Raw genomic sequence first — 26,388 nt, forward strand, 5'->3', positions numbered from 1 at the left:
CCCCGCTTTCCGGAGGATAGTCATGAGGGTGATGAAGACGGCGATGGTGTTGGGCCTTGCCCTGTCGCTGGGCGGCTGCGGATACAACCGCATCCAGGAGCTCGACGAATCCACCGAGCGCGCCAAGGCCGACATCGGCGTGGCGCTGCAGAACCGCAACCAGCTGATCCCCAACCTGGTGGCTACCGTGAAGGGCGCCGCCGAGTTCGAGCGGGGCACCTTCAGCGACGTGGCGGCGGCCCGCGCGGGACAGCAGCGCATCGCCGGCACGGAGCAGCAGCTGACGCAGTCGCGCCAGCAGCTTTCCCAGGCCGTGCAGGGGGGCAACGTCAAGCAGATCGAGGCGGCCGACGCGGCGGTCACCCGCAGCATCGGCACGTACCTGAACATCGCGGTCGAGGCGTATCCGCAGCTGCGCGCCACGCAGAACTTCCAGGCGCTGCAGGACCAGCTGGCCGAGAGCGAGAACCAGATCGCCGTCGCGCGGCGCGACTACAACCAGTCGGTGCAGACGTACAACACGTACATCCGCAAGTTTCCCACGGTGATCACCGCGCGGATGAGCGGCGCGCAGCGCAAGGAGCCCTACACGGCCCCCGCCAACGCCGACCAGACGCCCACGGTGGACTTCGGCGCCGGCAAGTAGCGGCGGACGCCGGTGGACGGAGCCAGCGGGGGATCGCCTCCGCTGGCTCCTCGTGCATTCAGCCCCGCCGGTGCGATCCGCCACGCCGCGCACGGTGGCGCAGGGGTTGCAACCTGCCGGCCCGATTGCGCCCGCCGCATGCGGGCCAAAGCATGTGCAAGAACGATCAGGTGATTGAGGCATGAGTGTTTCCCTCCTGTCGCGCGTGGCGGTTCCGCTCGCGACGGTGCTGCTGGCCGGCTGCTCCGCGTTCGGCGTGCCACGGGCCGAGCGCCCGGCGCCCGAAGACCCGCGCGTCGCCGCGCCCCCGCCCGACCAGCCGCCGGTGCGGCGCGACCTGAAGTACGTGGTCGTGGACGTGGACCTCAACGAGCTGCGCTTCATGGATGGCGAGCGGGTGCTGTGGAAGGCGCCCGTGGGCACGGGCACGGGGTTCCGGCTGACGACGGGGAGCCGCGAGTACCAGTTCGACACGCCCAGCGGCACCATGTACGTGCAGTTCAAGGAGCAGAACCCCACCTGGTTCATCCCGGACTGGTGGTTCATCGAGAACAAGCGCCCGGTGCCGCCCCTGGACTCGCCCGAGCGGCGGCAGGAGGGCGGCCTGGGCGCGGCGGCGGTGTACCTGGGCAACGAGCTGGCCATCCACGGCACCGACAAGCCCGAGCTGCTGGGCCGCCGGGTCTCGCACGGCTGCATCCGCCTGAGCAACGCCAACGCGCTGCGCCTGTACCACAACGTGCAGGTGGGCACTCCGGTGGTGATCGTGGGAACGGCGCCGGTGCTGGGCGAGCAGCCCGACAGCGTGGCGGCGTTCACCCGCGCAGCGCGCCGCACCCGTCCCGCCGCCAACCCGCTGGCCCGGGTGTCGACCGCCAACCTGCTGGCGCGGCTGGACCGCGAGCTGGCGGCATCGTCGGACACGGCCTCGGCCTGGGCGTTCACGGCGCACACGCTGCTGGGCCGCGGCCTGGCGGAGGACGCGGTGGCGCTGCGCGGGCTGCTGTCGCGCGCCGGGGCGTCGCGAAACGAGGCGCGGCGCGAGGAGTACGCCACCTTTTTGGCGGACGCGTTCTCGCGCGGGTCGCTGCGGGTGACGGTGAGCCTCAACCGCATCGGCGCCGCGGAGCGCGACCGCGCCGCGGAAGCCATCGTGGAGGCGACGATGGAGATGTGGCACGGCTCGCTGGACGAGGTGACCACGCCGTGGCCCACCCGGCGGGTGCCGCGCGAGCGGCTGGGGCCCGAGGGTCAGGCCGGGTGGCTGGCCATCCAGGGAGCGGAGCAGGCGTACCGCGCCCGCTATCGCACGCGCACGGCGCGGGGGAACTGAATGCCGGGGGACATGGGCCATTCGCTGATCGGCACGCAGGACCTCCATTCGCACACCACGTTCTCCGATGGCGACCTGCCGCTGGAGCGCGTCGTGGAGCTGGCGCGGGAGCGGGGCGTGCAGATCGGCATCGCCGACCACATCTCGCGGCGCAACACCGAACGCTTCGTGGCCACGGAGGCGGCGCTGCGGCGCTACCAGGACGCGCTGGAAGACGTGCCGGTGTTCCGCTCGGGCGAGTTCTGCTGGTGCGACGACTTCATCCAGGAGCTTCCCCAGGAGCTGCTGGACCGCTTCGACTACCGCATCGGCAGCAACCACGGCTTTCCGCTTCCGGGCGGGGGGATGGGCTCGCCCTGGTGGCAGACCCTTCCCGAGCCGTGGAACCGGCAGCCGCAGGAGTTGATGGACGTGATGGTGAGCGAGCTGTGCCGGATGGTGCGCACCATGCCCATCCACATCGCGGCGCACAGCACGCTCACGCCGCCGGCGCTGTACGAGCTAGAGGCCGACGTGGGGGCGTGGTGGACGGACGAGCGGGAAGACCGGTACGTGGAGGCGCTGGCGGAAAGCGGGGTGGCGCTGGAGATCAGCAACCGCTACCGTCTGCCGCACGACCGGCTACTGCGCAAGGCGGCGCAGGCCGGGGTGCGGTTCTCGCTGGGAAGCGACGGGCACACCGAGAAGCAGGTAGCCCGGCTGGAGTGGGCCGCCGACGCGGCGCGGCGGGCGGGCTTTGGCGAGGCGCAGCTGTTCGTCGCCGAGCGGCGGCGTTGATGGGGCACCAGGGGTTCTGATCGATACGCGGGCTGACGAAGACCACACGGGGAGAGGGACGATGCGAGACGACGAGGCGGGCGGGCCCATCGGCGGCGGACCCACGGGGCACGGGGCGGCGGGGGGCGGATCTCCGGCGGGGGGGCCCAACGACGGGCACTTCCTGACGGGCGGGCACGTGCCGAGTGATGACGACCTTGTGTCGCGCCCGGCGGTGAAGCCCAGCGATCCCACGGCGCTGCGGCGCGACCCGGGCGCCATCCGCGCCGAAGACACCGAGCCGTACATCGGACTGCAGTACATCGCGCGGCTGTTCAAGATCGTGGCGATGATCGTGCTGGTGGCCATCATCGCCGAGGTGGTGGCCGGGTTGATGTTCGAGGCGTCGTCCGAGGCGCCCGCCTGGCCGGAGCTGGCGCTGAACCTGCTGGCCGAGGTCATTCAGGGCGGCGTGCTCTCGGCGATGCTGTGGGGCGCGGGCGACCTGACGCTGCTGCTGATCGACGTGGGCCACGACGTGCGCGCCGGCCGCGTGCTCCTGGGCCGCATGTCTGCCCGCATGAACGCGCCGGACGGCGGCAACATGCGCCGCGAGCGGTCGGCCGAGCGTGGTGGCCCGGGCGAAGGCCCCACCGGAGCCCCCGGAAGCGAGCCCCGTTCGGGTCCGCGCTGAATCTGTCGATCGGGAAAACCGAACGAGTATCACGCAGAGGACGCAGAGAAGACAGAGAGGACGCAGAGGGCTGACCCAAGCCTCTGCGTCCTCTCTTTTCCCTCTGCGACCTCTGCGTGAAACTGCCGTTCCTGGACGGAGCCGAGGGGCCGGGGATCAGCGGACGATGATCCGCTTTTCGACCGTGCGCTCCGTCGCGGCGTTCAGGTTGCCGTCCAGCACCCGTCGTCCGTACGCGCGGATCGCCGCCTCTCCGCGCACATCGAAGCGTACCTCGACGGAGCGGGGAAGCCTGACGAGCGCCTGGGTGCAGACCTCGCCCTCCACGCGGTCGAACGGGGTGATGGTAGCCAGGTTGCCCAGCACCGCCTTTTCCGCCCCGGCCGATCGCCAGCACCCGTTGGGTCCCGTGGTGGTGATCGTCACCTGGAAGGGCTCGCCGGCGGTGACCGTGTCGGGCGCGGTGATCACGCCCATCGCCGGATCCGCAAAGGTCTGCACGTTGCTGGCGGACCATTCTACGATGCCCACGTGACGCCCCGCCTCGGGCTCGGGGAAGAAGTTGTCCAGCCGGTTGCACGCGGCGCCGGCGAGCAGGGCGGAGATCAGGATCAGGGAGGATGTGTTCTTCATGGCCGGTCGGTGGAGAAGTGTTCATCTGCGTCGTACACACGCCCCATGAACGTTTTTCCCCCGCCGAAAGTGACACTCACTCCGTCTCGCGCCACCACTGGCGCAGCAGGTTGCCGGCGACGCGCAGGCGGTACGCGGCGGTGGAGCGGACGTCGTCGATGGGCGTGATCTCGCCCTCCAGCACCCGCTGCGCCTCGTCGATGGACCCGCCCGCCGCCAGGCACCGCTCCGTCTCCGGCACCCGCACCACCGTGGCCGCCACGCTGCCGAAGGCGATGCGCGGCTCGGGCCCGCGCACCGCCGCCATCACCACCTTGCTGATGGCCTGCGCCGCCCGCGTCCCCACCTTCCGGAACCACTGCGTGCCCTCCACCCGCGGCACCTCGACGGCCAGGATCAGCTCGTCCGGGCGGATGACGGTCGCGCGGTAGCCCGTGTAGAGCTCGTTCACCGGCACCCGCCGCTCGCCGTCCAAGCTGCGCAGGATCACGACGGCATCCGCCACGGCGAGCACGGGAAGGCTGTCGGCGGCGGGGGAGCCGTTGGCGATGTTGCCGGCCAGCGTCCCCCGGTTCTGGATCTGCACGCCGCCCACCTCGCGCGACGCCGCCACCATCGCGGGAAGCCACTCACGGACGACGTCGGAGCGGATCATCTCCGTGTACGTGGTCAGCGCGCCCAGCCGCAGCACGCCACCGTCCGCGCTGATCCCGCGCAGCTCGTCCAGCCCCCAGATGTTGATGAACCGGTGATCGCTCGTGGTGCCGAAGTGCAGGTTCACGAAGACGTCGGTGCAGCCCGCGAGGGGCACGCGCGGCCCGTCGTCCGCAAGAATGCGAAGCGCCTCGTCGAGCGTGCGGGCTGGACGCAGGTCCAGCGTGGTGGTCGCCGTCTTCATGCGTTCTGGATGGCCCGGTAGATGGCTTCGTAACCGGTGCAGCGGCACAGGTTTCCCGCCAGGCCGGTGCGGATGTCGTCCAGCGACGGGTCAGGACCCAGGGCGATGGCGGCCAGGATCATCCCCGGCGTGCAGATGCCGCACTGCGCGCCGCTGAACTCGGCAAAGGCGTGCTGGTAGGGATGCGTTCCGCCCAGCCCCTCGATGGTCGTCACCTCCGCGTCCGCCGCCTGGGCGAAGGGGACGAGGCAGGAGACGACGGGAAGCCCGTCCACCAGCACCGTGCAGGCGCCGCACTCCCCCTCGCCGCACCCCTCCTTGGTGCCCGTCAGCCCGCACTCCTCGCGCAGCACGTCCAGCAGGCGCTTCATGGGGTGCGCGTCGACCTCCGTCTCGGCGCCGTTCAGCGTGAAGTGCATGCCACCTCCATGATGGTTTCGGGAATCGCGGGGATGGAGCGCACGTCCAGCCCCAGGTGGCGGATGGCGTTGACGACGGCGGGCGCGGGCCCGTCGATGGGCATCTCGCCCACGCCCTTGGCGCCGAACGGCCCGTATCCACTCGGATTTTCGAGGACGATGACGTCCATTCGCGGCGCGTCGAGCGTGGTGGGGATGGTGTAGTTGGTCAGCGTGGGGTTGGCCATCCCCCCGTTCTTCATCACCACGTTCTCGTTCAGCGCCCAGCCCACGCCCTGCGCCGAGCCCCCCTCGATCTGCCCGACTACCATGGACGGGTGGATGGCCTTGCCGATCTCGTGCACGATGGTCAGGTGAAGCGGCTTCACCTCGTAGGTGACAGGGTCCAGCTCCACCTCGGCCACGTCGCACCCCCAGCCGTACGCGGCGTAGGCGTCGCCCGTGTACTCGGTGTCGTCCCAGGAGATCTCTTCCGGCTTCTCGAACTGCTTGGTGATGGAAAGGGGGCCGTGCTCGCGCACGTACTCGCCGGGCGTCATCTCGCCCAGCCGCTCGCGCATCTCCTCGGCGCAGCGCTGCAGGATCTTGCCCACCACCATGCAGGTGCGCGACGCCACCGTGGGGCCGCTGTCGGGCACCTGGTGCGTGTCGGGCTGCACGATCTCCACGTTCTCGTACGGAATGCCCAGCGCGTCGGCGACGATCTGCGCGTGCATCGTCCGCGTGCCCTGGCCCATCTCCACGCTGGCCACGCGGATGCGGGCGCCCGTCTCCGTCGCCTCGAGCGTCGCCTTCGATGCCAGGTAGATCTCGCCGCTGCCGGTGAAGCCCGAGCCGTGGAAGAAGAGGGACAGGCCGATGCCCCGGTTGGATCCGGCGTATTCGGCGCGCTTGCGGTGGTAGTCTGACCGCTCCACCCCGGCGCGCAGGGCCTCCACCGCGCTGCAGTCCTCACCCATCACCTGGCCCGTCGCGCTGGTGTCGCCGGGGCGCAGCGCGTTCAGCTCGCGGAGCGCCGCGGGGTCCATCCCCAGCGTCTCGGCGATGCGGTCCATGTGCACCTCGGTGGCGAACTGCGTCTGCGGCGCGCCGAAACCGCGGAAGGCGCCGTTGGGCGGCGTGTTGGTCATCACCGCGCGCCCGTCGATCCTCGTGTGGTCGCAGCGGTACGGCCCGGCGGCGTGTATGCATCCGCGCGACAGGACCACGGGGCTCAGCGTGACGTACGCGCCGCCGTCCATCAGCACGTCGATTTCCATCGCGACGAGCCGGCCGTCCTTCATAACCCCCGTGCGATGGCGGATGATGGATGGGTGCCGCTTGGTGGTGGCGATCATGTCTTCCACGCGGTCGTACACCATCTTCACCGGCCGGCCGGACTTCCGGGCCAGCAGCGAGGCGTGCCCCGCCAGGATGTTGGGATACTCTTCCTTGCCGCCGAAACCGCCGCCCGTCTCGGTCTGCACCACGCGCACGCGCTCGTCGGGGAGCACCAGCAGGGCCTTGAGCGCCTTGTGCACGTAGTACGGGCACTGCATGGAGCCGTACACCGTGATCCCGTTGTTCTCGGGGACGGCGATCACGCCGTTGGTCTCGATGTAGACGTGCTCCTGGTGGCCGGTGCGGTAGGTGCCCTCGACGATGACGTCCGCCGTGGCCATCGCCGCCTCCGGGTCGCCCTTGCGGATGCGCAGGTGCTTGAAGACGGTGGGAGACTGCTCGGGGTCCAGCACGGGCTCGGCCTCGTCGTACTCGATGCGCACTTCGGCCGCGAGAAGCGCGTCTCGGTCCTCGTGGGCCAGCAGCAGGATGGGCTCGGCGACGTGGTTGATTTCGTCCGACACCAGGAACGGCTGGTCGGCCTCGATCAGCGCGACGAAGTTGCACTGCGGGCCGGGAATGTCGCGGTAGTCGACGATGGTGAACCCGGCCGGGTCGAAGTCCAGGTGGATGGCGCGCACGCGGCCCTTGGGGATGGTGGCGCGGATGGTCCGGCCGTACAGCATTCCCGGAAAGCTCAGGTCGTCGATGTATTTGGCCGTGCCCAGGGTCTTGGCCATTCCATCCTTGCGCGATACGCTCCGGCCGACGGCTGGGGTCATGCGGGCCTGCTGCGGTGGGGATGAGTTGAGGTGCATCTGGAACGAATACGCGTTTTCGATGCGAGCGCAACCGCGAACCGCGGTCTGGCCTTCTTTTCCTTGTCCTGACTTCCGGCATCGGCTATGGTACGGATGACGCCATCGACCGCTCCTCCACTTTCCCGACGCGCCGGAATGACCATCCCGCCCATCCAGATCTCCTACCCCGACTGGGTAGAGTCGCTGATCGACTGGAACCGCCGCTACACGTCGGACGAGGACAAGATGCGGCTCGCCATCGAGGTTTCGCGCGAGAACGTCGTGCGGCAGACGGGCGGGCCCTTCGGCGCGGCGATCTTCGAGCGGGACACGGGCGCGCTGGTGGCCGTGGGGATGAACAGCGTGGTGCGCCTGAACAACTGCACGCTCCATGGCGAGATGGTGGCGTTCATGATGGCGCAGGCGCGGCTGGCGTCGTTCACCTTGCGCTCGGACGATGGCCCCGTGTACGAGCTGGTGACCTCGTGCGAGCCCTGCGCCATGTGCCTGGGCGCGACGCTGTGGAGCGGCGTGCGCCGCGTGCTCTGCGGCGCCCACCGCGACGACGCCCGGCGGCTGAACTTCGAGGAGGGCCCCGTCTTTCCCGAATCGCACCAGTACCTGGAGGCGCGCGGCATCGAGATCATCCACGGCGTTCTGCGCGAAGAGGCCAACGCCGTGCTCGAGCTCTATCGCACGAGCAAGGGCATCATCTACAACGGGTAACTGCAGTGCGTGAGTGCGTTAGTGCGGGAGTGCGTACGTGAACGGCTCCCTCCGGCCTGCCGACCTCGAGGCCGCCGAGGCTCGCCTGCGCCCGGCGAACCTGGAGTTCGCCGCGCGCTACCCGGGCGAGACGAGCGCCCGCCAGCCGGTGCACACCGTCTACTCGGGCGCCCAGTTCTTTCGCCATGACAGCGCGGTAGAGCACGGCCGCTTGGCTCTGTGCGCGCTGGAGGAGTACGCGCCCACGGCGGCCGAGCTCGCGGGTGCGCTCGGCCTGCCCGCGGACGAGCTTGCGGAGGCGCTGTACTCGCGTGTGGTCGATAAGCTGAAGCGCGAGCCGGTGGAGGACTTCCGGCTGGACTTCGAGGACGGCTACGGCAGCCGCCCCGACGCCGAGGAGGACGAGACCGCCGTCACCACGGCACGCGAGATGGCGCGCGGGATGGATGCCAGGACGCTCCCCGCGTACGTGGGCCTGCGTTTGAAGCCGCCGAACGAGGAGCTGCGCGGCCGCGCCATCCGAACGCTGGACCTGTTCCTGACCACGCTGCTGCAGGCGAGCGGAGGGCGGCTCCCCGCCGGCTTCGTACTGACGGTGCCCAAGGTGACCATCCCCGAGCAGGCGGCGTTCTTCTGCGACGTGCTGGACCTGCTGGAGCCGCGCCTGGGATTGGCGGAGGGAGCGCTGAAGTTTGAGCTGATGGTCGAGGTGCCGCAGGCCGTCATTGGCGCGGACGGGCGCAGCCCGCTTCCCGGCTTCCTGGCTGCCGCGCGCGGACGGCTGACCGGGGCGCACTTCGGCACCTACGACTACACGTCGGGGGTGGGGATCACCGCCGCGTACCAGGGGATGCGCCACAAGGCGTGCGATTTTGCGCGCCACACCATGCAGGTGGCGTTCGCCGGCACGGGGATCTGGCTTTCGGATGGATCCACCGCCGTGCTCCCCGTCCCCGCGCACGAGGGCGGCACACTCACGCCCGGGCAGGCGCGCGAGAACCGCGACGCCGTGCACCGCGCCTGGCGGATGCACTTCGAAGACGTGCAGCACTCGCTGGTGCACGGCTTCTACCAGGGGTGGGACCTTCATCCCGCGCAGCTGCCGACGCGCTACGCCGCCGTGTTCGCCTTCTTCCTGGCCGGCCGCGATGCCGCCGCGGCGCGCCTGCGCGGGTTCCTGGCGAAAGCCGCCCAGGCCGGCGAGAGCTTCGACGATCCCCACGCCGGGCAGGGCCTGCTCAACTACTTCCTGCGCGGCATCGCCTGCGGCGCCTTCGACGAGGCGGAGGTCAGGGAGCGCACCAGCCTGTCCGCGGACGACCTGGCCAGCCGATCGTTCCACCACATCATCGGCCACCACTGATCGCCGCTTCCGAACACGACGAAGCCCCGCCGGAGCACGCTCCAGCGGGGCTTTTTCATCAGCACGGGGCGTTAGTACGGATCTTCGGGCGCGCAGCCGCCACACGCGTCCGTCCGTTGGGACACGCACATCGATCCTCCCGTGCAGTTGCAGGTGTACGCACACGAGTAGCCGCCGTCGTGCGTGTAGCACGTAACGTCAGTGGGTGGCGGAGTCTTGTTGCCCATGACAGTGCCACCGTGGGTAATTTCCTCACCGGTTTCGAAGGACGCGACGGACAATTCGTTCAGGTTCAGCTTAAGCTTACGCATGGTGGGCTCCGTTTCTTAAGGGTGAGCAGAGCGGCTACCCTACCTGGCAGCCGCCGCACTCATTCGTCTGCAGCGTGCCGCATCCGTTGTGGCACGATTGCGCACACCACGAGTGGGCGCAGGTGTCGTAGCCATCCCACGTGTACGTGCAGAAGTCGTCGCATGATTGCTCGCTGGGAATGGGCGTCTTGTTGCCCAGCACCGTGCCACGGTGATCGGCCTCCTCACTCGTCTCGAAGGTGGCCACTGTGAGTTGATCCAGGTCGAGCTTCAGCTTGCGCATCCGGAACGCTTCGGTTTGGGGTGAGGCGCACGCACGAACGGCTTCGCGCGCACCGGACGAGCGGCAGGCTTCGGAAGGATACGCGCACATCTTTTCGGACGCAATATCCAGGGGTAGTCAGGCGTGCCTGGACACCATCAGGTGGGCACGTGCGAGCCTACGAAAAGTGCGTAGTGGGCGAGAGGTCCTTGTACCAGAGCAGCTGGATTTCGCCGGGGAGCCCGGGATAGGCAGAGAGGTCAACCGCGGCGAGGACGCAGCCCTGCCGCGCGTAGAACCTGCACGCGGGCACGTTCACGTTCTGCGTCTCCACCTTGAGCTGGCGGCACTCCCTCGCCTGCGCCCACGCCTCCGCAGCCCGGAAGAGCGCCGCGCCCACGCCGCTGCCGCGCGCTTCCGGGGCAACGCGAATGTCCCAGAGCACGGCCAGGTTGCGCCGCGCCTCCAGCATGTCGACGCCGGGCGTGTCGAACGCGATCACCGCTCCGCCCACGCGCCTGCCGCCGGCCCGCGCAGCGAGCACGCCCCACCGCGACACATCGAATCGCCTCGCCCATTCGGACGGATGCTCGCCCGGAATGGCGTCGTAGTCCTTGATGTACGGGGAGGAAACAGGCACCTCGGAGAGCACGAAGCGCTCGCCTTCGCGATGCACCTGGAATGCCGAGTCGACCTCGAACGCGATGGGGACGCTGGCGTAGTCTCCGAGGCTGGCGATCGGCTCCTCTGAGATTTCAACATCCATCACGGACGCGTGCTCGCGGCTGGCGTTGCGCTCGTGCCGGCGCTCGGGTCAGGCAGATCTGCATGGGCCTATCGCGTCGAGACGAGGAGATGGCCCTGGGTGTTGGTTTCGGCAGGTTGCACTTCTACGCGCACATCCATTCCGAGCGCAGTCAGGAATCGAAACAGGCGGTCCATCGAGAAGCCAGAAAGCTGTCCCCGCACCACGGCGGACACTTTCGGCTGGGTGGTTCCAAGCAACTCCGCAGCTTCCGCCTGTGTAAGTCCGCGCGCGTCGATCTCCTTTGCGATCGTGCGAGAGATCAGGGCTTTGGCGTAACGCTCCTCGGCATCCGGCAGTCCTAGATCGGTGAAGACATTTCCACTGCTTTCATGTACTTCGATTCGCTCCATCACTCGTAACCTTCCTTCCTCACCGGCGAAGCGATTGAGACGGTCAGGGCGTGTGCTGACGCTGTGCCGTGTCGACGACGGCGCGCGGCGAGAAGGTGCCATCCAGGAACCGATAGCCGCTGTACCGCTCGTGCTCGACGTAGTACTCGCCGCGCGGAATCTTCCGCCAGAAGAGCGCGGTTTCGGCGAGCAGGATGGAGTGGAAGTGGGGATCGGGCGGGAGATAGCTGGCCTCGCCGCCGGCGTCTTCCACCGGCTCGCGGGTGCGGAAAACCCATTGGGCGCGCGCCAGCGTGGTGTCCGGGCGCAGCGTCAGCGTGCCCTCGATCTGCCCCTTTTCGCCCAGCCGCTCGCGCGGGCAGAAGCCGATCACCGTCTCGCCCGCCGCACCCGGCACGAACGCCAGCGTGTGCATCCGCGCGAACATCGTCTGCGTGAAGTGCTGGGCGTCGCCCGCATCCAGGTGCATGTACCACCAGAATGTTGTGCGATCGCCCAACGACCCGCTGCTTCGGTGAGCGTAGCCCTGGATGGGAAGGAATCGATCAGCCCCCCACGGCAGGGATCCGTACGTCCAGCCGATGCTCGTGCGGCCGGGCCTTCCGATGTCAGCGCGAGCAACGGTGTCCCGGTGCGTTTCCATCAAGCCGAAGATCTGGAGCGAGTCAGCGCCCTCTTGCCAGTAGCGGCTCCGCATGCGCTCCCACACTGCGCGGGCGCGCGGGTCGTCGCGATGCGGGCAGATCCGCCGGCGCGCCGTGGCCGTGACGGGCGCGAGCGTCACGGGCGCGGCCTCCATCCTGACGACCAGCATTGTGTCTGCCGAGGCGAGGTCGATCACCCGCGTCCGGAAGCCGATCCGGCGCACGGTCAGGGTCAGCGCGCCCTCTGCGGCTGGAGCCCCAACGCTGAACGCGCCTCCAGCATCCGACTCTGCGCCGGATATGCGCTCCCTCGCGGCCCAGAGCTCGATGCTCGCCCCGGCGACCGGCCGCGCCACCTCGTCGATGATCCGGCCACGCACTTGGGCGTGCACGCCCGGAGCCGCGCCGACGGCGAGCATCAGTGCCAGCCACCGAAGCCAGGCGCGGGTGGAACCGGCCCGCGAGTCAATCATCGTGTTACGTCGTGAGGCGTTAGCGGCTGCCGCTCATGGCCCGAGGACGGGAAGGTCGAACTCGCCGTTCTGGACCTGGATCTGCCGCGCGACGTTCAGTTCCGCGGTGCCGCTGAAGGTGCCGCGGATTCGGCGCGCGTTCGCAGAGGTGATGGTCACCGTGCCCGCCACCATGACGTATCGCTGCCGCACGCCTGTCGCCGGATCGGCGGGGAACTCGATCGCGCCGGCGGCGCACCGCCGCGTGTCCGAAATATCACAGATTAGCTGAACTTCGTAGACGCCGGTTGCCCGCTGGTCGGTGATCATCCCGACGCGCACCATGGGGGAGGCGCTGCGTGATTCGATCTCATAGCCAACCAGGTGCGGGCGCGCGAGCGCGTACGGGCCGGTGCCGGACGTGTCCTGCGCCGGCGCCTCCGCCACGTAGCTGCCGGTGAGCGCTCCCGTGTAGTTGAACCGGAGAAGTCCCTGCTGGTCGCCGCTGCCAGAGGGGTCGCCGCAGGCGGTGAGAACGATGGCGGCGAGCGCCGCGTACAGGTTACGTCGCATGGCCTTTCACCGTAGTTGCAGTGTGGCTACATGAACAGGGGGCTTTCGATCAGTCGATCCGGCCGCCCTGGGCGATCCAGCGGCCGAGCAGGGCGCGTTCCTCGGCCGTCATGTGCGTCTTGTTGGCGGGCGGCATAGTCTGCGTCTCCACCGCCCGGGCGCGGATGCGGTCCATGCGCGACCGGATTTGCTCGGGGGTATCGAACGCCACGCCCGCCGGCGCCACGCCGAAGGTGCGGTCCGCCGCGTCGGCCGAGTGGCAGACGGCGCAGCGCTTCTGGATGACGGCGTTCGCCTCCGCGAAGCTCACCTGCCCGCCGTCCGCACTGGCGGATGCGCGGCTCTGCGCGGGGCGCGCGGTCAGCAGGGCCAGGAGGCCGAGGGACGTGGCGAAGGTGGCGGCGAGCGCGGGCTTCCAGCGGGGCCAGCCGAAGCGGATGTTCAGGATATGGCGCACCGTGGCCCCGGTGACGACCAGGATGCCCAGCACCAGCCAGTTCCACCGGTGCCCGTACAGGGCGGGAAAGTGGCTGCTGAGCATCAGCACCAGCACCGGAAACGTCATGTAGTTGTTGTGGATGGACCGGTCCTTGGCGCGCTTGGCGGGCTCCGGGTCCGGCCGCTCGCCGCGCTCCACCGCGCTCACCAGCACCCGCTGCGCCGGCATGATCACGCGGAACACGTTGCCCGCCATCAGCGTGCCCAGCAGCGCGCCCACGTGCAGGAACGCCGCGCGCCCGCTGAACAGCTGCGTCAGCCCGAAGGCGACGGCCAGCACCAGCGCCAGCCCCGCGACGGCGCCCATTCGCCCCATCCGCGAAACCGCACTGCCCAGGAACAGGTCGTACGCCAGCCACCCGCCCACGATGGTCCCCGCGCCGATGCCGATGGCCGCCGCGGGCGACAGTTCGCGCACGGTGGGGTCGATCAGCAGGGCGCCGCCGCTGGCGTAGTAGACCACCACCAGTAGCGCCGCGCCGGTGAGCCAGGTGGTGTACGCCTGCCACTTGAACCAGTGCAGCGGCCGGTCGCGGTCCCACCCGCGCAGGTCCTTTTCCATGAAGTAGAACGCGCCGCTGTGCAGCAGCCAGATCTCGCCGGCAATCCCCTCCTTGCCCGTCTTCGAGGGCTCCAGGTTGCGGTCGAGCCAGTTCCACAGCAGGGAGTTGCCGATCCACATGATCCCGGCGATCAGGTGCATCCAACGAAACACCAGGTCCAGCAGTTCGCGCACGGGCGGGCTCATGGGAAGGATGCGGTCAGCTGCCGCGGTAGGTGGAGTAGCCGAACGGGCTCAGGAGGAGCGGAACGTGGTAGTGCTGGGCACCGTCCTGGACTGTGAAGTCCACCGCGACCTCAGGATAGAACGCGTCCACCCCCTGCGCGGCGAACCAGGCGCCGGTGTCGAACACCAGGCGGTAGGCGCCCGCGTTTAGCGCCGCGTCAACCGGGAGCAGCGTGCGCAAGCGCCCGTCCGCGTCCGTTTCGCCGCGGCCCAGCACTTCGGAGCCGCGTTCCAGGCGGATGGACACGCCGACGGCGGGGCGGCCTCGGGCGGTATCCAGGACGTGCGTAGTGATCGCGCTCATCTCAGGAAAGCGAAAGGGTCAGCGGATCAATCGGAGAGCAGCTTTTCCAGGCGGATGCGGGTGATCTTCCGCTGCTCCTCAGCGGCGACGAGGATTTCCGCCGCGGGATCGTTGGAAAGCCGCTCCGTCAGCAGGTTCAGCATCTCGTCCGCCGTCCTGCCGGTGGCGCAGACGATGTAGATGTAGCCGAAGCGCTCCTCGTAGCGGCGGTTACCCTCCGCCAGCGCCTGCTGTGTCTGCGCCGCCGCGGCGTCCATCCCCGCCTGCTCACCGGCGGACCAGGCCTTTTCGCGGTCCGTCTGCCCCGCATCCGCCTTCTTCTCGCCGATGCGGGGGTGCGCGCGGAACGCCTCGCGCCAGTCTGCCTCGTCCAAGGCGCGCCACACGCCGTCCGCGTTCTCCATGAGGTCCGCGGCGTCGGCGTACGGCCGGCACCCTGCCACGCGGCGCGCCCACTCGCGCGACCCGCAGCAGGTGAGCAGCTCGCGCTCGGCTTCGGCGGGCGGCAGCTCGTTCAGGCGCGTCAGGTGGGTCACCGCGGGGCGTCGGCCAGGGTGCCGAACACCCGCAGCCGGGCAATGCCCCCGTCCGGGGCGATGTTCAGCCGCACGTGCGTCACCGGGCCGATGGGGTCCAGGTCCTCGAAGCGGAAGCGGGCGTGGGGCTGAAGCCTGGTTTCGGGCAGCAGCATCGTCCAGGGCGCGGACGCATCGGCCAACTCGTCGGCATTCGCGTCGGGGAGGTGGATGCCTTCCATCCAGCAGCGCTCCGGCGGGTTGCCCTTGAAGTGGTCGGTGTCGATCTCCACCCGGTGGACAGGCCCGGGCGCGGCCAGGCGGATGATGCTCCAGTCGTATCCCGGGCCGCGGCGCCGGCGCGTTTCCCATCCATCGCCCATGAACAGCGAGCGCCCGGGAAGGATCAGGTTCTGACGGTGGCCGAAGAACATGTCGCTGCACGACGTCACCCATCCGCCGTTCTCCAGCGCCGCCAGGTCCACCTCTCCGCCCTGCCGCACGAACTTCGTCCACTGGGGAACGACCTCGCCATGGACGCGCAGCCGCGCCACACCGCCGTCCGGGTAAATGTTCAGCCGCAGGTGCGTGACCAGCCCCTCGTGCGACACCGGGAAGGTGTTGCGGCTGTCGCCCTGCAGCGCCGACTTCGGCACGATCTCCGTCCACTCCGCTGCACTCGCCAGGTGTTCGGGTGATGGCGTTCCGTGGATGGCGCACACCTCGATGGAGCAGTGCTCGGGGTAGTTGCCGCGGAAGAAGCTGGTGTCCACCACCACGCCGCGGACGATGCCCGGCGTGCCCAGACGAACGATGCACCAGTCGTGGCTGGGTGAGTGGCGGCGCGTTTCCCAGCCGTCCATCCACTTGCCGCGCTCCGTGTACTCGCCTTCGCGCCACTCGGGTGCGCCCGGCTTCAGCAGCCCTTCCTTGGGCGCGAAGAACTCGTCGTTGGCCAGCAGCACGGCGCCGCCCAGGCGCTCGGCGGCAAGATCGGGCAGGTCCTGGAAATCCGTCATGCGTCGCCGCTAAGGAGAAGGCGCCCGGCGGGTGCGGCGGTGAACCGGCCGCGGTGGTACACCCGGGCTCCACGAACGTACGTCGCCAGCACCTCGCCGGAAAAGAGGCCGCCCGCGTACGGCGTCAGCTTGTGCCGATGATGAAGCATCTCCGGGCTCACCCGCACCTGGCCGTCCGGATCCCACACCACCAGGTCGGCATCCAGCCCGGGGGCGATGGCGCCCTTCCGCGCCTGCAGCCCCGCGAGCCGCGCCGGCGCCGCGCTCATCCACCGGGCGATGTGCTCCGGCCCCATTCCGCGCTCCCTGGCCGCGCTCCACATCACCGGAAGCCCCAGCTGCAGCGAGGCGATGCCGCCCCAGGCCGTAAACCAGTCGCCCGCCTCGTATCCCTTCATCTCCGGTGGGCAGGGGGAGTGGTCGGACGCCACCAGGTCGATGTCGCCCGCCGCGAGCGCATCCCACAGCCCCTGCTGGTTTCGCCGATCCCGGATGGGTGGCGCGCACTTGAACTCCGTCGCCCCGTCGGCGATGTCGTCGTCCGCGAAGTGCAGGTAGTGCGGACAGGTCTCCACCGTCACCGGCAGCCCCTCCGACCGAGCGGCCCGCAGCAGGGGGAGCGCCTCGGCCGTCGCGAGGTGCACCACGTGGACGCGCGTCCCGAACTCGCGACAGAGGCGGATGACCAGCTTGATCGCATCCACCTCCGCCTCGGGCGGGCGCGAGCGGACGTACGTCGCATAGCTGCGCGGGTCCATCCCGGCGACGGACGCCGCGGCGCGCTCGAGCGGGGCGGGAAGCTCCGCGTGCACCAGCAGCGGCGCCCCCAGCTCCGCCAGCACCGGCATGGCCTGCCGAAGGTCCGCCTCTTCGACGTGGTGGAACTCGTCCACGCCGGAAGGCGCGAGAAAGCACTTGAAGCCGAAGACACCCGCCTCCCACAGCGCGGGAAGGTCCGCCACGTTGCCGGGCACCACGCCGCCCCAGAATCCCACGTCCACGCTGCACTTGCCCCACGCCTCGGCCACCTTTGCGGTCAGTGCTGGAACGGTGGTGGTCGCCGGGATGCTGTTCAGCGGCATCTCGACGAGCGTCGTCACGCCGCCGGCCGCGGCCGCGCGCGTCGCCGTCTCCCATCCCTCCCACTCCGTCCGGCCCGGCTCGTTCACGTGGACGTGCGTGTCCACCAGCCCGGGCATGACGATGGAGTCCCCCACGTCCACCACCGTCCCCCCCTGCGCATCGTCATAGCCATCGACGGACGCGATGATGCTGGCGGAGACGCGAACCGCCGCGGGACGCATGCCGTCGGGCAGGACCACGCGGCTCGATCGGATGACCAGGTCGGCGGGAGGATGCATCGGGTGGCGGAACGGATGGGATACGACGAGCGAGGGGCTGAAGATAGCGGCCGTCCAGACGAAAGCGAGATGCCCGCCCGCTCGGCCGAGCAGGCGGGCATCGTCACATCTGCCGACGCGCTACAGGATCACCGGCTCCTCGTACCCGTCGTACCCGTCGTACTCGGCGGGCCGCGGACGGCCACGGCGCGAGCGGGCGGCGCGGGCCAGCAGGATGCCCAGGCCGAACGCCACGCCCGCGGCGATCATCACCTTGTCCGCGTCGATCGCCCGGGGCGGCACCGACACCAGGCCGCGCTCGTCCGTCACCGCCGGCTCGTTTACGTAGCGGCCCCGGGCCGGCATGGCGCGGTTGCGGAAGTCGGCGGCCAGGGTGCGCAGCTCGTCGCGAAGCTGCGCCCCACCCAGGGGAATGCCGTGCCCCGTCGCGGCGATCTCCGGCTCCAGCGCCGCCAGCAGGCGCACGGAATGCTCCGCCCGCGGCCAGTCGGGCGTGTAGTACATCGGGGGGCCGTTCACCTCGGGCGTCTGCTCCATCACGTACGTCAGCGCCTCCTGCCGCGTGGTGACGAAGGCGTCGCCGGCGATCAGCGTGCGGTCGGCGTCGCGGAAGAGCGACACGTGGCCGGCGGTGTGCCCCGGCGTGTGGATACATCGCCAGCCGGGCATCCCGGGCACCGACCCGTCCGCCGGCAGCGTGCGCACCCGCCCACCCAGGTCGATGGGCTTGCGCGGATACAGGAACGACATGGCCGCCATGGCGCCGCCGCCCACCGTGGGATCGGGCGGCGGATACGGCGAGTCGCCCGTCAGGTAGGGCATCTCCAGCGGATGCGCGTAGACGACGCAGTCCCACGTTTCCGCCAGCTCGCGAACGGCGCCCACGTGGTCGAAGTGGCCGTGCGTAAGGATGATGGCGCGCGGCCGGGCGTCGGGTCCAAAGCGCTCCGCCGCCGCCGTAGCAATGGCGGATGCCGAGCCGTAGATGCCCGTATCCACCAGCGTCCATCCGCGGTCGCCCGCGCCGCGCGGGCCGGCCAGGAACACGTTGACGATCGCGGTGCGCAGGTACGCCAGGTCGGGCGTCACCTCGCGCGCCCTGCCCGACGACGGGTACTCCGTCCTTTCCAGCTCCTTCCCCGACACCCGCTCCATCGTCGCCGTCATCGTGCATCTCCCGCGTGAGAATCCGTCCACCATCGATCCCAGGGCGCCACCTTCGTTGCAAGCCGCACGCCGGATTGTGCCGGATATGCACTGATGCGGGTGCAGCTTATCGCCCCAGCGTTCTCCGCGTGGTACATTGTACGGAGGAGGGGGCCGCGCGGGAGCCGCGCCCGGTTCGGGGACGCACAGGGGAGCAGCAGTGGCGGACATCGCGATCGACCTTGGAACGGCGAACACGCTGATCGAGGTGAAGGGCGTGGGGCTGGTGGTGAACGAGCCTTCGGTGGTGGCGGTGGACCGCGACACCCGAAAGGTGCGCGCCATCGGGCTCGAGGCCAAGCGCATGCTGGGGCGCACGCCGGAGGGCATCGTGGCCGTGCGGCCGATGCGCGACGGCGTGATCGCCGACGTGAACATGGCCGACCTGATGCTGCGCCACTTTTTGGAGCGCGTGCTGCCGCGCGGGTTCTTCCGGGTAAAGCCGCGCGTGGTGATCGGCGTGCCGTCCGGCATCACCGAGATGGAAAAGCGCGCCGTGCGGGCCGCGGTGCTGGCGGCGGGAGCGCGCCAGGTGAACCTGATCTCCGAGCCCATGGCGGCGGCGATCGGCGTGGGGCTGCCGGTAACGTCGCCGCGCGGGTCGATGGTGGTGAACGTGGGCGGCGGCACCAGCGAGATCGGGGTGATCGCCCTTTCGGGCATCGTCGCCGACGCGTCCATCCGCGTGGCCGGCAACGAGCTGGACGAAGCCATCATGGGCTACGTGCGCAAGAGCCGGAACCTGCTGATCGGCGAGGCCACGGCGGAAGGTGTGAAGATCCAGATCGGCTCGGCGTTCCCGCTGGACGAGGAGCGCGAGATGGACGTCACCGGGCGCGACCTGGTGAACGGCATCCCCAAGTCGGTGCGGGTGAACTCGGTGGAAATCCGCGAGTGCATCCAGGAGCCCGTCGCCGCCATCGTCGCCGCGGTACGCCGCGCGCTGGAAAGCACGCCCCCTGAGCTGTCGTCCGACATCATCGACGCGGGAATCGTGATGACGGGTGGCGGCGCGCAGCTGCGCGGCCTGGGCCGGCTGCTGCAGCGCGAAACGGGGCTGCCCATCCACCTGGACGAGCAGCCCCTCACCTGCGTGGTCCGCGGCGCCGCCCGCGTGCTGGAAGACCTGGAGCTGTACCAGGGTGTGCTGCAGCCGTAAGACCTGAAAGAGTTTCACGCAGAGGTCGCAGAGTAAAAATAGAGGACGCAGAGAAAAAACCATCTTTTCTCTGCGTCCTCCTTCTGTTCTCTGCGTCCTCTGCGTGAAATGCAGTTAGAAATTCCGCACTCACGCACTCCACGCACTAACGCACTGAAGTTCAGCCCTGGCGAGGTGCGCCACGGCCAGGCCCGCCGCCGCGTCCGCCCTGCGAGCGGCCGCCCTGGGGACGGCCCCCGCCTCCGCCTACGCCGGCCATTCCGCCGCGCGACGGCTGCGACGGGCGTCCACCCTCGGAGCGGGGGGCACGGTCGCCGGAGGGGCGGGCGGGGCTCCTGGCCGGCCCGCGCGACGCTTCCTGCACTTCGCGCTGCGCCTTGCGCTCGGCCTTTTCCTTGGCGCGGGCACGCTCTTCGGACTTGCGCTTGCGGATCTCGGCGATGCGCTCGGCGATGGGCACCTCGAAGCGCTCGGCCGGCTTGGCGCGGTAGTCGAAGCCCTCGACCGTGAAGCGCGGCAGCTGCTTGCCGATGGCGCGCTCGATGTCGCGCAGGTCGCTCTCCTCCTCGGGCGAGACGAAGGTGTACGCATCGCCCGTGGCGTCGGCGCGGGCGGTGCGGCCCACGCGGTGCACGTAGTCTTCGGGCACGTGCGGCACGTCGAAGTTCACCACGTGCTCCAGCGCCTCGACGTCGATGCCGCGGGCCACGATGTCGGTGGCCACCAGCACGCGGTAGCGGCCCTGCTTGAAGCCCGCCAGCGCGTCGGTACGCGCCGTCTGGCTGCGGTTTCCGTGGATGCGGGCGTTGGGCACGCCATGCTTGTCCAGGAAGTCCGACAGCCGGTTGGAGCGGTGCTTGGTGCGGCAGAACACGATCACGCTGCCCACCTCGCCGCGCTTCAGAAGCTCGAGGAACAGGTGCGCCTTCATCTCCTGCGAGACGGGGTACACGGCCTGCTTGATGCCCGTGGCCGGCGCCGCCTTGCGCTGCAGGTCCACCGTGGCGGGCTGCTTGAGCATGTCACGCGAAAGCGCGTGGATGGGCGGCGGCATGGTGGCGCTGAAGAACAGCGTCTGCCGCTGCGTGGGCACGTGCTTCAGGACGCGGCGGATGTCGGGAAGGAACCCCATGTCCAGCATGCGGTCGGCCTCGTCCAGCACCAGGATCTCCACGCCGTCCAGCCGCGCGTAGGGGTACTGAAGGTGGTCAAGCAGGCGCCCCGGCGTGGCGACGATCACTTCTACGCCGTCGCGAAAGGCCTGCTCCTGCGGCTTCATCCCCACGCCGCCGAACACGGCGGCCGCGCGGATGCCGGTGTGCTTGCCCAGGGCCACGAACTGCTCGTGGATCTGCGCCGCCAGCTCGCGCGTGGGGCTCAGCACCAGCGCGCGGGTCTTGCGGCGCGGGCCGTCCATCAGGCGCTGGATCACCGGAAGAGCAAACGCGGCCGTCTTGCCGCTCCCCGTCATGGCGCAGGCCAGCACGTCGCGCCCCTGCAGGGCGGATGGGATGGACTGTTCCTGGATGGGTGTGGCGCGAGTGTAGCCCAGCTCCGAGACGGCGCGGAGAAGGGTCGCGTGAAGGCCGAGATTGTCGAAGGACATGCGTTCCGTGGATCCGGTCAGGCCGCCCGATGGTGCCGGACGGCAAAGAAGACGGCGGGGCTCGGGAAGAGTCCCGCCGTCCGTTACGATTGCTCCATACCCCGGCTCCGCCAAAAAGGTCGCGGGCTGGCCGATACTGCCCGTTTTGCGCCACAGGTGGACACCGCGCTACCCACGTGGCCGCTTTCATGCTTGGTCTTCCGGAGGCAATCTGGACGCTGTTAGCTTCGCGCCATGCCGAAGCCGCGCGTCTACGTCGAAACGACGATTCCCAACGTCTACTACGAAACCAGGACCTCGCCCGAGATGGTGGAGCGGCAGGCATGGACGCACGCGTGGTGGGCAGATGCGGCAGACAAGTACCAACTGGTGACGAGCAGCAAGGTGCTAGCCGAACTGGACCGGGGTACTGGAGATCGGGTAGCGCGGCGCAAGTCGCTGTTGAAGGATCTTCCCCTGCTGTCCGTCGGTCCGCCCGTACCCGCGATCGTGTCGTTCTACATCCGGCACAGGCTCATGCCGGCCAATCCCCCCGATGACGCCTATCATCTCGCGGCGGCATCATACCACGGGTGCGACTTCATGGTGACTTGGGATTTGCGGCACTTGGCCAATCCGAGAAAGGCCTTGCACATTCGACGAATCAACACGATCCTTACATTGCACGTGCCTGAGCTTGTAACGCCGAAGCACCTGATGCTGAGAGAGGACGATGTCTGACGAGGGGACGGAAGTCGACGACGCGCTCGAGGAGGTCCGCGCGATTCGCCGCCAGCTATGGGCAGAATTCGACAACGATCCCGTGAAGCTCGGGGCGTACCTGAGCGGGTACGAGAAGCAATTTGCGGATCGACTGATTCTGACCCCCGAACAGCAGGCCTTGGCGGCACAGAAGCCGGGTGAGCCCGGGAAGTCAGCGGCGTGAGGTCTTAGGCTTTCGCCGTTCAGTGGATGGACGCGGCTTCGAACGCGGCAAGGCGCCAGATCACCCCTGCCGCGCCGCGCGCTTCGTGATCTACCCGGAAGCCTGTGTCGTGCAGCAACGCGCGGATCTCCTGGCGTGAGTACATGCGCTGGTACTCGACCCGGAGTGCCCGGCGCATCCACAGGTTCAAGACGCGCATCCGGAGCGGCGCGCGGTCCCAGTCCACCAGCAGCAGGCGGCCGCCTGGCCTGAGCACTCGCCGGATTTCCGAAAGCCCAGCGCCGGTACCGGGCCAGTAGTGCAGGTTCGACGCGCACACGGCCGTGTCGAACGACGCCGTCGCGACCGGCAGGGCGAGCGCACTTCCCGCGGCGGCGGCGCCCGGCCATCCGCCCGCCCCGAGCTTCGGCGCCGCGATGTCCAGCATCGCTGGCGACAGGTCTACCCCCACGTACGCATCCACTGCTGCGCCCCACTCGGCGAGCGCGCCCGCCAGGTTTCCCGTCCCACAGCCGACGTCCAGCACCCGCCCGAGCTTGCGTCCTGCAATCCACGGGCGCAGCAATGCCAGGCTCGCGCGGTTGTAGCGGGCCCAGCGCCGGTCGTACTCCGTTGCGGCGCCGTCGTACTCGCCGCGGATCGAACTGGAGAGAGAGTCGGGCATGGAGGTCGGGCTCGTGGGCGAGGGCGACTGAAGTCGCTGCAACAACCACACGAAATCCGCCTTCGCGGACCCTGGCTTGTGGTGTCGCGGGATGACTGGGTGGCGCGTCCCCGGATCGGAACGTGGCTCCCCTGACGACGCAGGCCGGAGTCTCGCGAAGAGACTCCGGCCTGCTTGCTCCTCTACCGACTGGGCGCCACGGTCACATCTTCTTGTACGCCGGGCCGCTTCCGCCCTCGCGCGGCGTCCAGCGCGGGCCGATGACGTCGGTGGCCTTGCAGTCGATGCAGTTGGGGGCGTTCACCACCAGCTTGTCGCCGTTCAGCTCGTACACGCCCGCGGGGCACAGGTGCACGTACAGCTGCGCCACCTCGGGGCTGATGTCCTGCCCCACGATCAGGTGCGAGGGGATGTCGTCGCGGGTCTGGTTTCCCGCCTTGAACACCGCGTCCACCTTGCTGAACGTAAGCTTGCCGTCGGGGGTGAACGGCTGCTCGGGCGTCACCTGGCGCGGCGCCTCAGCGTCGGAGTGCATGCTGATCTTGCCGCCGGGGAAGCGCCCGCCGGTCACCGTCATCAGCGCCGCCTTGGCGCCGCCGACGAAGAAGCCGTCCTTGAACGCCAGCCGCTGGTTGCGGCTCTTGTACAGGTCGTCGCGCACGTAGCTGCCATGCACCATCGTGTCGTACGACGACAGCGCGGACGACGACGTGTCTCCCTTCTTCAGCCCCTCGAAGATGGCGCGCGCGGCGAACATGCCGGTCTGCATGGCGTAGTGGATGCCCTTCAGCGAGGGCACGTCCACGAAGCCCGCCGTGTCGCCCACCACCACCAGCCCGTCGCCGTGCAGCCGCCCCGGCAGCCCGAAGAAGCCACCTTCGGGGATGGTCTTGGCGCCCCACTCCACCATCTCGCCTCCTTCCAGGTACTTCCGGAAGAACGGGTGAAGCTTCATCCGCTGCAGCATCTCGTGCACGTCGAGCGTGGTCTGCTTGTAGTCCAGCCCCACCACAAGGCCGATGGCCACGAGGTTGGGCTCCAGCGGATACATGAAGCTGCCGCCGAACGCGTCGCGCGGCAGCGGCCAGCCCAGCGTGTGGACGATGCGATCCAGCGGAACCTTGGTTTCCCACAGCTCCTTTACGCCGAGCGCAAAAATCTGAGGGTTCTCGGACGCCACGCCCTGCCACTCGCGCCAGGCCTGGCCCAGCGGCCCGCGCGTGCCCTCGGCCAGCACGGTGACGCGCGCCGTGACGTCGGTAGGGGGCTCCGCGCCGGGGCCGGGGGTGCCGTCGCGCTTGAGCCCCGCCGGCGTGGTGCGCACGCCGCGGACGGCCTGCCCCTCGACCAGCAGCGAATCCACGGGAAAGCCGGGGAGCATGTTCACGCCCAGCCCCTCGGCCTGCTCGCCCAGCCAGCGGCAGACCTCGGAGATGGAGGCCGTGTAGTTCCCCTGGTTGTGCATGGGCGGGGGCGTGGGGATGCGGAACTGCCCCGTTTCCGTCAGCAGGTACACCGCCTCGTTACTCACCGCGTCGCGGAAGGGAAAGTCCTCATCCTTCAGGTCGGGAAAGAGCTCGCGGAAGGCGCGCGGATTGATGACGGCGCCCGACAGGTTGTGCTCGCCCAGCGCCGAGGCCTTGTCGAGCACGGCGATCTGCGTTTCGCCCAGGCTGCCGCCCGTTTCGCCGTCCTTTTGAACCAGCCGCGCCAGCTCGATGGCGCACGCCAGCCCGGCCGGCCCGCCGCCGACGATGACGACGTCCATCTCGATCGCCTCGGCGTCGGGGGCGTCGGAAACGATCAGCCGCTCGCGCGGCAGCGGGGGCTGGTGGCGGACGGGGAGAACGGTCCCGCGTGCGGCGTCGGCCATGGTTCTTCTGGCGATATGAGGTGAACTAACGCTCCGTCGCGGCGGATTATACGGGCTGTGCTCCCCCGCCGCAAAGGCTGTGGCGCATCACCGCCAGACGCTCGCCACCCCCTGGCACGGGCAACGTGCCAGGGGGTGGATGCGTCAGGACGGAGGCGTGCCGCGTGGGTCAGGGCTGCTGGCCGGGCGTGGCGGGGCGGTGGGGCGAGGTGTCGTTCACCGCCGTCCCCTGCTCCTGCTCGGGCGCGTAGCCCGCCGCCTGGTTGTCGGCGTCGCCGCCCTGCGCCTTCGTTCCGCCGCCGCTTTCCCCGCAAGCCAGCACCGACATCGCGGCCATCAGCGCGAGGGTCGGGATCAATCGATAGTTCCGCATCTTTTCCGTCATCCAGTCCGGGTTGTCGTCGCTCGTGTTTCCGCCTCCTATGCAGGGACCGGGCCGCGGCATTTGCAAGTCACTGCGAGAACACGGTTTATGCGGCTACCTCCGACGGGATTGCGGGGGGCATGGAGAGCGGGTGCCGGCGCAGCCACCCGACGATCACCATGGTGAGATCCCGGAACGTGAGGTGATCGGCATCCAGGTGGAATTTCGAGCACGTGAGCCGCGCGCCTTCCCGGAACGCCGTGTACCGTTCCGCGATCTTGTCCCCGCCGGGGAGCACGATCTCCGGGTCGCAGTGCGTCGCCAGGAAGTCGCGCACCTGCCGGATCACCTCCGTGGTTTGGCTGCCGTGCGACCGGATGTCCTGTCCGGCGATGTCCGAGATGAACTTCTGGTACCGATACGGCTCGGTATCGAGGACGATGGCCGCCTTGCGCCGGTGCAGCTTCGCTCCGAACGACTTCGCGCCCAGGAAGATCCCCAGCTCCAGTGGCATGTTGAACCTCGGAAGCTGCGTCGCCGCATCAAGTTCGGTGCGCGAGATGTCGTGGATGGCCAGGCGGCATTCCCGGATGATCGTCGTGATCTTTTCTATCCGCACCTGGCTGCTGTCGTCGACCTCCAGCGAGGCGCGCGGGAAGAACCCACAGTCGTAGGTCGCAAACGCGGCGGCCTCCAGGAGAGGCCGGTACGCGGGGTCGAACGGGCAGTTGATGAAAACGCTGTTCTCGTAGGTACGCGTCATTCGCCCACCGCTCCATCGCGCGCCTGGTGGGACGGCCCGGTCTCCTCGGCTCTCTTACGGGCCGCAAGGCGTTCTTCCACCTGGCGCCACGCTTCCATCACTTCTTCAAGCGTGAACTTGTCGCTCGGGTGCGGCGGCTGGATGGTGCGCAGGCGCGGCTTGCGCGTGGGCTTCGGCATAGGTTCTCCTCGGCTGGTTGGCGGCTGTTCACAATGTATACTTATGGCCCCGCCCACACAAGGATCTGGACGAACGTTACCATTGCGCCAGCAGCCGTGCGGGGGCCGCCTCGGCCAGGCACGACAAGGCCCCGGACGCATTTGCGCCCGGGGCCCCGCTCACCATCAGCACGCACG

The 26,388-nt window shown here is 69.2% G+C and carries 30 protein-coding genes; 9 read left to right on the plus strand and 21 right to left on the minus strand.

The genetic code is table 11. The features are described 5' to 3' along the window. Positions 1-22 precede the first annotated feature (22 nt). From VGB24_RS22850 to VGB24_RS22865, 4 genes are all read left to right on the plus strand, one after another. Positions 23-646: a LemA family protein gene (locus VGB24_RS22850; protein WP_331075236.1), complete on the plus strand. Its 624-nt coding sequence runs from the start codon at positions 23-25 to the stop codon at positions 644-646. Between the two features lie 181 nt (positions 647-827). Beyond that, positions 828-1,979, plus strand: coding sequence for a L,D-transpeptidase (locus tag VGB24_RS22855; protein ID WP_331075237.1), 1,152 nt, complete (start codon positions 828-830; stop codon positions 1,977-1,979). After that, a complete protein-coding gene (locus VGB24_RS22860; protein ID WP_331075238.1) occupies positions 1,980-2,756 on the plus strand; it encodes a hypothetical protein in 777 nt (258 codons plus the stop codon). It begins immediately after the preceding gene. 61 nt (positions 2,757-2,817) lie between these two features. Then, a complete protein-coding gene (locus VGB24_RS22865; RefSeq protein WP_331075239.1) occupies positions 2,818-3,429 on the plus strand; it encodes a hypothetical protein in 612 nt (203 codons plus the stop codon). 156 nt (positions 3,430-3,585) lie between these two features. On the opposite strand, the gene VGB24_RS22870 is transcribed toward VGB24_RS22865, so the two are convergent. From VGB24_RS22870 to VGB24_RS22885, 4 genes are all read right to left on the minus strand, one after another. Then, a complete protein-coding gene (locus VGB24_RS22870; protein ID WP_331075240.1) occupies positions 3,586-4,062 on the minus strand; it encodes a hypothetical protein in 477 nt (158 codons plus the stop codon). A gap of 76 nt (positions 4,063-4,138) precedes the next feature. Then, on the minus strand, positions 4,139-4,960 hold the full coding sequence (locus tag VGB24_RS22875; protein ID WP_331075241.1) for a xanthine dehydrogenase family protein subunit M: 822 nt from the start codon (positions 4,958-4,960) through the stop codon (positions 4,139-4,141). Next, positions 4,957-5,379, minus strand: coding sequence for a (2Fe-2S)-binding protein (locus VGB24_RS22880; RefSeq protein WP_331075242.1), 423 nt, complete (start codon positions 5,377-5,379; stop codon positions 4,957-4,959). Before VGB24_RS22880 ends, VGB24_RS22875 begins: the two co-directional genes overlap by 4 nt. After that, complete coding sequence (locus VGB24_RS22885; protein ID WP_331075243.1) at positions 5,364-7,439, minus strand: xanthine dehydrogenase family protein molybdopterin-binding subunit; 2,076 nt, start codon at positions 7,437-7,439, stop codon at positions 5,364-5,366. Before VGB24_RS22885 ends, VGB24_RS22880 begins: the two co-directional genes overlap by 16 nt. 216 nt (positions 7,440-7,655) lie before the next feature. Between VGB24_RS22885 and VGB24_RS22890 the strand changes: the two genes are divergently transcribed. Together VGB24_RS22890 and VGB24_RS22895 are read left to right on the plus strand one after the other, a co-directional pair. Next, positions 7,656-8,225, plus strand: a complete 570-nt coding sequence (locus VGB24_RS22890; RefSeq protein WP_331075244.1) for a nucleoside deaminase — start codon at positions 7,656-7,658, stop codon at positions 8,223-8,225. Positions 8,226-8,262: 37 nt separating this feature from the next. Continuing rightward, positions 8,263-9,588 carry a DUF6986 family protein gene (locus VGB24_RS22895; protein WP_331075245.1) on the plus strand — a complete coding sequence of 442 codons (1,326 nt, stop codon included), beginning with the start codon at positions 8,263-8,265 and terminating at the stop codon, positions 9,586-9,588. Between the two features lie 345 nt (positions 9,589-9,933). On the opposite strand, the gene VGB24_RS22900 is transcribed toward VGB24_RS22895, so the two are convergent. From VGB24_RS22900 to VGB24_RS22950, 11 genes are all read right to left on the minus strand, one after another. Further along, a complete protein-coding gene (locus VGB24_RS22900; RefSeq protein WP_331075246.1) occupies positions 9,934-10,182 on the minus strand; it encodes a hypothetical protein in 249 nt (82 codons plus the stop codon). Positions 10,183-10,339: 157 nt separating this feature from the next. Then, a complete protein-coding gene (locus tag VGB24_RS22905) occupies positions 10,340-10,927 on the minus strand; it encodes a GNAT family N-acetyltransferase (RefSeq protein ID WP_331075247.1) in 588 nt (195 codons plus the stop codon). 68 nt (positions 10,928-10,995) lie between these two features. Continuing rightward, positions 10,996-11,319: a helix-turn-helix domain-containing protein gene (locus VGB24_RS22910; RefSeq protein WP_331075248.1), complete on the minus strand. Its 324-nt coding sequence runs from the start codon at positions 11,317-11,319 to the stop codon at positions 10,996-10,998. Between the two features lie 43 nt (positions 11,320-11,362). Next, positions 11,363-12,436: a carboxypeptidase-like regulatory domain-containing protein gene (locus tag VGB24_RS22915; protein ID WP_331075249.1), complete on the minus strand. Its 1,074-nt coding sequence runs from the start codon at positions 12,434-12,436 to the stop codon at positions 11,363-11,365. Between the two features lie 33 nt (positions 12,437-12,469). Further along, on the minus strand, positions 12,470-12,988 hold the full coding sequence (locus VGB24_RS22920) for a hypothetical protein (RefSeq protein WP_331075250.1): 519 nt from the start codon (positions 12,986-12,988) through the stop codon (positions 12,470-12,472). A 49-nt stretch (positions 12,989-13,037) separates the two neighbouring features. After that, positions 13,038-14,234 carry a urate hydroxylase PuuD gene (locus VGB24_RS22925; protein ID WP_331075251.1) on the minus strand — a complete coding sequence of 399 codons (1,197 nt, stop codon included), beginning with the start codon at positions 14,232-14,234 and terminating at the stop codon, positions 13,038-13,040. 13 nt (positions 14,235-14,247) lie between these two features. Continuing rightward, positions 14,248-14,577 carry a hydroxyisourate hydrolase gene (gene uraH / locus VGB24_RS22930; RefSeq protein ID WP_331075252.1) on the minus strand — a complete coding sequence of 110 codons (330 nt, stop codon included), beginning with the start codon at positions 14,575-14,577 and terminating at the stop codon, positions 14,248-14,250. A 26-nt stretch (positions 14,578-14,603) separates the two neighbouring features. Then, positions 14,604-15,113, minus strand: coding sequence for a 2-oxo-4-hydroxy-4-carboxy-5-ureidoimidazoline decarboxylase (uraD, locus tag VGB24_RS22935; RefSeq protein ID WP_331075253.1), 510 nt, complete (start codon positions 15,111-15,113; stop codon positions 14,604-14,606). Further along, the gene (gene alc, locus VGB24_RS22940) at positions 15,110-16,111 is read right to left on the minus strand and encodes an allantoicase (protein ID WP_331075254.1); all 1,002 of its coding nucleotides are present in this window, start codon (positions 16,109-16,111) and stop codon (positions 15,110-15,112) included. Before alc ends, uraD begins: the two co-directional genes overlap by 4 nt. After that, entirely contained in the window at positions 16,108-17,472 is a 1,365-nt protein-coding gene (gene allB, locus VGB24_RS22945) for an allantoinase AllB (RefSeq protein WP_331075255.1), read from the minus strand. Before allB ends, alc begins: the two co-directional genes overlap by 4 nt. 120 nt (positions 17,473-17,592) lie before the next feature. Next, positions 17,593-18,639 (minus strand): MBL fold metallo-hydrolase, encoded by a 1,047-nt coding sequence (locus VGB24_RS22950; protein WP_331075256.1) that lies wholly within the window; start codon positions 18,637-18,639, stop codon positions 17,593-17,595. 199 nt (positions 18,640-18,838) lie between these two features. On the opposite strand from VGB24_RS22950, the gene VGB24_RS22955 reads away from it, so the two are divergent. After that, positions 18,839-19,837, plus strand: coding sequence for a rod shape-determining protein (locus tag VGB24_RS22955; protein ID WP_331075257.1), 999 nt, complete (start codon positions 18,839-18,841; stop codon positions 19,835-19,837). 160 nt (positions 19,838-19,997) lie between these two features. On the opposite strand, the gene VGB24_RS22960 is transcribed toward VGB24_RS22955, so the two are convergent. Next, positions 19,998-21,443, minus strand: coding sequence for a DEAD/DEAH box helicase (locus tag VGB24_RS22960; RefSeq protein ID WP_331075258.1), 1,446 nt, complete (start codon positions 21,441-21,443; stop codon positions 19,998-20,000). A gap of 234 nt (positions 21,444-21,677) precedes the next feature. On the opposite strand from VGB24_RS22960, the gene VGB24_RS22965 reads away from it, so the two are divergent. Then, positions 21,678-22,163 carry a type II toxin-antitoxin system VapC family toxin gene (locus VGB24_RS22965; RefSeq protein WP_331075259.1) on the plus strand — a complete coding sequence of 162 codons (486 nt, stop codon included), beginning with the start codon at positions 21,678-21,680 and terminating at the stop codon, positions 22,161-22,163. Next, on the plus strand, positions 22,156-22,368 hold the full coding sequence (locus VGB24_RS22970; protein ID WP_331075260.1) for a hypothetical protein: 213 nt from the start codon (positions 22,156-22,158) through the stop codon (positions 22,366-22,368). Before VGB24_RS22965 ends, VGB24_RS22970 begins: the two co-directional genes overlap by 8 nt. 19 nt (positions 22,369-22,387) lie before the next feature. Here VGB24_RS22970 and VGB24_RS22975 read toward each other — a convergent pair whose 3' ends face one another. The 5 genes from VGB24_RS22975 to VGB24_RS22995 form a co-directional block, all read right to left on the minus strand. Further along, positions 22,388-23,032: a class I SAM-dependent methyltransferase gene (locus VGB24_RS22975; protein WP_331075261.1), complete on the minus strand. Its 645-nt coding sequence runs from the start codon at positions 23,030-23,032 to the stop codon at positions 22,388-22,390. A gap of 202 nt (positions 23,033-23,234) precedes the next feature. After that, on the minus strand, positions 23,235-24,905 hold the full coding sequence (locus VGB24_RS22980; RefSeq protein ID WP_331075262.1) for an electron-transfer flavoprotein:ubiquinone oxidoreductase: 1,671 nt from the start codon (positions 24,903-24,905) through the stop codon (positions 23,235-23,237). Positions 24,906-25,074: 169 nt separating this feature from the next. Continuing rightward, positions 25,075-25,290 (minus strand): hypothetical protein, encoded by a 216-nt coding sequence (locus tag VGB24_RS22985; RefSeq protein WP_331075263.1) that lies wholly within the window; start codon positions 25,288-25,290, stop codon positions 25,075-25,077. A gap of 85 nt (positions 25,291-25,375) precedes the next feature. Beyond that, complete coding sequence (locus tag VGB24_RS22990) at positions 25,376-26,032, minus strand: hypothetical protein (RefSeq protein WP_331075264.1); 657 nt, start codon at positions 26,030-26,032, stop codon at positions 25,376-25,378. Then, positions 26,029-26,211 carry a hypothetical protein gene (locus VGB24_RS22995; RefSeq protein ID WP_331075265.1) on the minus strand — a complete coding sequence of 61 codons (183 nt, stop codon included), beginning with the start codon at positions 26,209-26,211 and terminating at the stop codon, positions 26,029-26,031. The genes VGB24_RS22990 and VGB24_RS22995 overlap by 4 nt, the downstream gene beginning before the upstream one ends. Positions 26,212-26,388 lie beyond the last annotated feature (177 nt).

This window comes from Longimicrobium sp. (assembly GCF_036399935.1).
Lineage (GTDB): Bacteria > Gemmatimonadota > Gemmatimonadetes > Longimicrobiales > Longimicrobiaceae > Longimicrobium.

Excerpts from the sequence above, each read along its gene's own strand:
- VGB24_RS22850 (WP_331075236.1), top strand. The coding sequence starts at position 23 with ATGAGGGTGATGAAGACGGCGATGGTGTTGGGCCTTGCCCTGTCGCTG.
- VGB24_RS22855 (WP_331075237.1), top strand. The coding sequence starts at position 828 with ATGAGTGTTTCCCTCCTGTCGCGCGTGGCGGTTCCGCTCGCGACGGTG.
- VGB24_RS22860 (WP_331075238.1), top strand. The coding sequence starts at position 1,980 with ATGCCGGGGGACATGGGCCATTCGCTGATCGGCACGCAGGACCTCCAT.
- VGB24_RS22865 (WP_331075239.1), top strand. The coding sequence starts at position 2,818 with ATGCGAGACGACGAGGCGGGCGGGCCCATCGGCGGCGGACCCACGGGG.
- VGB24_RS22870 (WP_331075240.1), bottom strand. The coding sequence starts at position 4,062 with ATGAAGAACACATCCTCCCTGATCCTGATCTCCGCCCTGCTCGCCGGC.
- VGB24_RS22875 (WP_331075241.1), bottom strand. The coding sequence starts at position 4,960 with ATGAAGACGGCGACCACCACGCTGGACCTGCGTCCAGCCCGCACGCTC.
- VGB24_RS22880 (WP_331075242.1), bottom strand. The coding sequence starts at position 5,379 with ATGCACTTCACGCTGAACGGCGCCGAGACGGAGGTCGACGCGCACCCC.
- VGB24_RS22885 (WP_331075243.1), bottom strand. The coding sequence starts at position 7,439 with ATGGCCAAGACCCTGGGCACGGCCAAATACATCGACGACCTGAGCTTT.
- VGB24_RS22890 (WP_331075244.1), top strand. The coding sequence starts at position 7,656 with ATGACCATCCCGCCCATCCAGATCTCCTACCCCGACTGGGTAGAGTCG.
- VGB24_RS22900 (WP_331075246.1), bottom strand. The coding sequence starts at position 10,182 with ATGCGCAAGCTGAAGCTCGACCTGGATCAACTCACAGTGGCCACCTTC.
- VGB24_RS22905 (WP_331075247.1), bottom strand. The coding sequence starts at position 10,927 with ATGGATGTTGAAATCTCAGAGGAGCCGATCGCCAGCCTCGGAGACTAC.
- VGB24_RS22910 (WP_331075248.1), bottom strand. The coding sequence starts at position 11,319 with ATGGAGCGAATCGAAGTACATGAAAGCAGTGGAAATGTCTTCACCGAT.
- VGB24_RS22915 (WP_331075249.1), bottom strand. The coding sequence starts at position 12,436 with ATGATTGACTCGCGGGCCGGTTCCACCCGCGCCTGGCTTCGGTGGCTG.
- VGB24_RS22920 (WP_331075250.1), bottom strand. The coding sequence starts at position 12,988 with ATGCGACGTAACCTGTACGCGGCGCTCGCCGCCATCGTTCTCACCGCC.
- VGB24_RS22925 (WP_331075251.1), bottom strand. The coding sequence starts at position 14,234 with ATGAGCCCGCCCGTGCGCGAACTGCTGGACCTGGTGTTTCGTTGGATG.
- uraH (WP_331075252.1), bottom strand. The coding sequence starts at position 14,577 with ATGAGCGCGATCACTACGCACGTCCTGGATACCGCCCGAGGCCGCCCC.
- alc (WP_331075254.1), bottom strand. The coding sequence starts at position 16,111 with ATGACGGATTTCCAGGACCTGCCCGATCTTGCCGCCGAGCGCCTGGGC.
- allB (WP_331075255.1), bottom strand. The coding sequence starts at position 17,472 with ATGCATCCTCCCGCCGACCTGGTCATCCGATCGAGCCGCGTGGTCCTG.
- VGB24_RS22950 (WP_331075256.1), bottom strand. The coding sequence starts at position 18,639 with ATGACGGCGACGATGGAGCGGGTGTCGGGGAAGGAGCTGGAAAGGACG.
- VGB24_RS22960 (WP_331075258.1), bottom strand. The coding sequence starts at position 21,443 with ATGTCCTTCGACAATCTCGGCCTTCACGCGACCCTTCTCCGCGCCGTC.
- VGB24_RS22965 (WP_331075259.1), top strand. The coding sequence starts at position 21,678 with ATGCCGAAGCCGCGCGTCTACGTCGAAACGACGATTCCCAACGTCTAC.
- VGB24_RS22970 (WP_331075260.1), top strand. The coding sequence starts at position 22,156 with ATGTCTGACGAGGGGACGGAAGTCGACGACGCGCTCGAGGAGGTCCGC.
- VGB24_RS22975 (WP_331075261.1), bottom strand. The coding sequence starts at position 23,032 with ATGCCCGACTCTCTCTCCAGTTCGATCCGCGGCGAGTACGACGGCGCC.
- VGB24_RS22980 (WP_331075262.1), bottom strand. The coding sequence starts at position 24,905 with ATGGCCGACGCCGCACGCGGGACCGTTCTCCCCGTCCGCCACCAGCCC.
- VGB24_RS22985 (WP_331075263.1), bottom strand. The coding sequence starts at position 25,290 with ATGACGGAAAAGATGCGGAACTATCGATTGATCCCGACCCTCGCGCTG.
- VGB24_RS22990 (WP_331075264.1), bottom strand. The coding sequence starts at position 26,032 with ATGACGCGTACCTACGAGAACAGCGTTTTCATCAACTGCCCGTTCGAC.
- VGB24_RS22995 (WP_331075265.1), bottom strand. The coding sequence starts at position 26,211 with ATGCCGAAGCCCACGCGCAAGCCGCGCCTGCGCACCATCCAGCCGCCG.